General features: G+C 64.8%; 4 protein-coding genes. 2 read left to right on the top strand and 2 right to left on the bottom strand.

Going from position 1 to position 4175, the window contains the following annotated elements; genetic code table 11:
• Nucleotides 1–648 precede the first annotated feature (648 nt).
• Complete coding sequence (locus tag AC0KXF_RS15045) at nt 649–1326, bottom strand: response regulator (RefSeq protein ID WP_022919786.1); 678 nt, start codon at nt 1324–1326, stop codon at nt 649–651.
• Complete coding sequence (locus tag AC0KXF_RS15040) at nt 1323–2744, bottom strand: sensor histidine kinase (RefSeq protein ID WP_473109945.1); 1422 nt, start codon at nt 2742–2744, stop codon at nt 1323–1325. Before AC0KXF_RS15040 ends, AC0KXF_RS15045 begins: the two co-directional genes overlap by 4 nt.
• A gap of 108 nt (nt 2745–2852) precedes the next feature.
• Between AC0KXF_RS15040 and AC0KXF_RS15035 the strand changes: the two genes are divergently transcribed.
• Both AC0KXF_RS15035 and AC0KXF_RS15030 read left to right on the top strand, forming a co-directional pair.
• Complete coding sequence (locus AC0KXF_RS15035; protein WP_473109944.1) at nt 2853–3461, top strand: DedA family protein; 609 nt, start codon at nt 2853–2855, stop codon at nt 3459–3461.
• A complete protein-coding gene (locus AC0KXF_RS15030; protein ID WP_022919783.1) occupies nt 3458–4039 on the top strand; it encodes a CDP-alcohol phosphatidyltransferase family protein in 582 nt (193 codons plus the stop codon). The genes AC0KXF_RS15035 and AC0KXF_RS15030 overlap by 4 nt, the downstream gene beginning before the upstream one ends.
• The last annotated feature ends 136 nt before the right edge of the window (nt 4040–4175 follow it).

The following is a 4175-nucleotide window of genomic DNA, read 5'->3' as shown; positions in this document are numbered from 1 at the left end:
GAAGGAGATGACCTTCCCGAAGCTCTCAGCCCAGGCGAGGAGCTGCTTGAACCCAGCGGTATCGGTCGCGATCGTAACGGCCCTGGCCCCTGAGTTCCACCGTCGTGAAGCACCGGGAACGGTGACGCGTTCCATGTAGACCGTTGAGCCGGTCCGTGAGCATAGCATGTTGGACGAAGGTGAGGCCCACTTCTTTGCGCGTATCCACTGTCCGGCTCAAAGTTCACGTTGCCGGGAGACCAGCGGTGCTGGCCGGTGCCGTCCATCGGCCACGCCTCGACGGGCAAGCTCGCTGGGCACTCCTTCGGCGCGGCCCGGTCGATCTTCTGCGCGGTCGACTCCGTAGTCGTGCCGAGTGGCATTGAGTCGGTACTGGCGTACCGGTCGCGAAATGAGGGGATGACCTCGCCGGGCCGGACGGACACAACAATGAAGAGTCATTGATCGAGCAACGTCCTATGAAGTCACGCTCCTGCCCGGTCCGGTCACCCGGAACGAACGTGGCCGCGGAGCGAGTCGACCCGTCGGTGTCAGGACAGCACCGCCAGGAGCGCGTCAGTTAATCGGAAGGTCAGACCCGCCCCGAGGTCACGACACCATCTTCATTGTTAATCAGACAGTCCCCCACGTAGTGCCTCGTCAGTGGTGTCATGTGATGAGTCCGTGTCGGTAAGCGGTGATGGCGGCGTGGACACGGTTATCGATGCCAAGGGTGTTGAAGAGTTGGGAGATGTACTGTTTGACGGTGCCTTCGGATAGGTGCATGGCTTTGCCGATCTGGGCGTTGGAGAGCCCCTGGGCGATGTGGGTGAGGAGCTCGATCTGGCGCTCGGTGAGCAGGGTGGTGAGTTCGTCTCGCGCGGTTCGGGTGCGGTGGCCTGCTCGTTGCTCGGCGGCGAGCCAGCGGGCGACTCGGGGGGAGAACGCACCGCCGCCGTGTGCGAGGGCTCTGACGCCGGCAATGAGCTGCTGGGGTTCGTCGGATTTGAGAAGGAACCCGAGGGCGCCGGCGTTGATCGCATCGGCGATGAGATGATCGTCGGAAAAGGTTGTGAGCATGGCGATCGGAAGCTCGGGCTGTCGGTGCCGGATCTCGCGGAGGGCCCCGATGCCGTCGAGTCGTGGCATCTGGATATCCAGCAGTGCGACGTCGACGCGGTGTGTTGCCGCGGCGTTGACGGCCTCGTGGCCGTTGCTGGCGAAGGCGATGATGTCGAGGTCAGTGGCGGAGGCGAGGATCGCGGCAATGCCGGTGCGGACGAGGTGGTCGTCATCCGCGATCAGGACGCGGATCTGCGGGGTGTCGGTGTGATCGCCCGGGGTCATGGCGCGGGAACCGTTCCGATCCTGCTGACCTGGTCGGAGGCGAAGCAGACGACGTGGACGTCGACTCGTTCGAAGAAGCTGATTCCCGCCTCGTAATAGTGGCAGGCCTCGTCGGGGAGAGGTGGGAACTCATCACGCGGGGGATCGAGCATCTCGAGGGCAGGGAGGGATCGCTCGACCGTCTCCTGGGTATCCCCGACGGAGATGTCTGCGAGCTGTGCCGTGGTCATCACCGATAGCGTGTTGGCGAGCACGAAGTAAGCGACCACGATGAACACGATTGCGCCGAGGATGGCTGTGGGCACGGCGATGGCTGCTCGGGTAGCGCGGGATCGAAGGGTCGCGGCATCGTCCTTGGCGGCGACGATGTCGTTATCGGATGCTGCGCCGTCCGCGGATGGGCGAGCGTGCGCGGGAAGGGTGAGGTTCAGGGCGAACTCGGTCGGCGTCTGGCGGACGGAAAGGGCACCACCCAGCATCGCCGCGCGGTGCCGCAGGCCGTGCAGCCCGAATCCAGAATCGTGCGGATGGGCGTAGGACGCTCCCTCGTTGAGAGGATTACGGACAACCGCAGTGACAGTATCGCCCTCGATCTCGACGCGTACGGTGACCGGTTGCCCCGGGGCGTGTTTGGACGCGTTGGTGAGTCCTTCCTGAACCACCCGGGCGACGGCGTTGAGCGCTGCGTCGCTGAGCCGTTCGGTCAGATTTGCGGCGATGTGCGTGTCCACGTCCATGTCGGCCTGACGAGCACCGGTCACTGCTTCATCGAGGCTCGGAAGCCTCCACCCGGCCGTCGGGTCTTCAGACTGGCGCAGCAGCCGAACGGCGAGACCGAGCTGATCCGCCGCGTCCGCTGCGATCGTGCGGATACCGGAGACCTCTGCTCGGTCGGTATCCGAGAGTGTCGGCGTGAGGGAGAGCTGTCCAAGCCGGACGGCGATGAGCGTCAAAGAGTGGCCGAGGCCGTCGTGCATCTCCGCGGCAAGGGTCATCCGCTCACGTTGCAGGACCTCACGGGTCTGGCTCGCCCGTCGCCTGGATTCGATCGCGGCCAGTTGCCAGCCCCGCCGGTGAAACTCTCGCCGCTGCGACACCGCGCGCCGCGTGGTCAGCGGCGCGGCAAGCACCAGGGCGGTCAACAGACCATATACGAGGCCATCGACAATCTCCTCGACATTCAACTCGGGGAGTCTGGCGACGGTAGCCCCGAGCACGGAACCGGCAAGGACCACGCGAACCCGCACAGCCGGGGTTGCTAACACGAGGACGATCGCAGCAGCCGCAACAAGGCTCAGCACCAGTACGGCAAGTTCGGACAACCAGCACGTGGACGTGCCGACGCCGACCGCGACGACGCACCCCACTATGTTCTGCCGACGGCGCAGTGTCTCGGGATCATCGGAACTACCACTCATACTCCCAATCTATGCGCGCGGTTCCGACCGGAGAACTCACGATCGTTAGGTCATGAATAGGCATTCGGCAATATCGGCACGTTCACCCGCGGATCTACCGTCACATGCATGGTCGAACTTCTCCGCACACTCCTTGCACAGGCAGGCGAGCACATCACCCTCGTGCTCGCCTGCATGCTCCTGTTCGCGGCCCTCGACGCGGCCCTCGGGATCGGCGCCGTCCTCCCCGGGGAAACGGGCATCGTCTTGGCCGCGATCACGCTTTCAGACCGCGGCGAACTGCTCGCCGCCGGGGTATTCGTCGCCGCACTGGGCGCATTTCTCGGAGACCATGTGGGGTTCGCGGTCGGACGTGGTCTTGGAGCCCGCCTCGGCGACACCAGGCTGATCAAGCGGTTGGGCCGGGACCGCTGGGAGAAGGCACGATATTATGTTGCCGGCCGATTCTGGGTCGTGATCATCGCCCGCCTGCTTCCGGGTATCCGCACCCTCGTCGCCGCTGCAGCCGGCGCCTCAGCGGTGCCGTACTCGCGATTCGCAACCGCTTGTGGTCTCGCGGCACTGCTCTGGGCCGGGCTTTGGGTCGTCGGTGGTGCGCTTATCGGGAACGCACTGTTCGACATCGTGGAGCGCTACACCCTGCCCGCGTTCGTCGTCGTGGCCGCAGCACTCGCCGTTTGGATCCTCGCACGCCACAAGCGGGGGGTGCGCGCATGAACCGCACGTCATCGGCACGCCCGCGCCGCGACTGGGCAACTCTGCCAAATCTCATCACCCTGCTGCGGCTCGGGCTCGTAGTTCCGATCGTCATCCTCATCCTCAACCGTGACCATCCCGGCCTCACCGTCGTACTCCTGGCGATCTTCGGCGCAAGCGACTGGATCGACGGCTATCTCGCCCGCGCCCTGAACCAGGTCAGCACCACGGGAGCGGTTCTCGATCCGATCACAGACCGCGTCAGCGTTGCGACCATCGCACTCGCCCTTGTCTTAGCAGGTCATCTCTCCTTCGGAGTGGTTCTCACCATCGCAGCCGTCGACGCTGCACTCGTCATCACCTACCTGGTGACCCGTCCCTCACAAGCGCCGAAGGTCTCCCGAGTCGGGAAGATGCGCACTGCCGCGCTCATGTCAGGGCTCGCGCTCATCGGACTCAGCCTGCTCCCCGCACTCCACCCGGTCGGAGCCGCAGGCAGAGTGCTTTGCATCGCTGGAGCGGTTCTCCACGCCGTCGCAGGGTTCGGGTACTTCCGAGCTCTCCTTCGTGACAACCGCAAAGATCTGTCTGATATGTGAGCCCAGGCTGTTCGACTATCTTCTCCGGCGTCCACGCAGAGACCCGGGGGTCAAGGCCCCGATTCCGAACGAGATGATCCTCCCGAAGGTCCCAGCCCAGTCGAGGAGTTGCCGGAACCCAGCGGTGTCGGTCGCG

The sequence above is a fragment of the Leucobacter holotrichiae genome (assembly GCF_055791005.1).
The sequence above is the reverse complement of the archived record's forward strand: the minus strand, read 5'-3'. Positions and strand labels throughout refer to the sequence as shown.

Bases quoted from the DNA above. Each gene is read 5' to 3' on its own strand.
- AC0KXF_RS15045 (WP_022919786.1), bottom strand. From the start codon at position 1,326: ATGACCCCGGGCGATCACACCGACACCCCGCAGATCCGCGTCCTGATC.
- AC0KXF_RS15040 (WP_473109945.1), bottom strand. From the start codon at position 2,744: ATGAGTGGTAGTTCCGATGATCCCGAGACACTGCGCCGTCGGCAGAAC.
- AC0KXF_RS15035 (WP_473109944.1), top strand. From the start codon at position 2,853: ATGGTCGAACTTCTCCGCACACTCCTTGCACAGGCAGGCGAGCACATC.
- AC0KXF_RS15030 (WP_022919783.1), top strand. From the start codon at position 3,458: ATGAACCGCACGTCATCGGCACGCCCGCGCCGCGACTGGGCAACTCTG.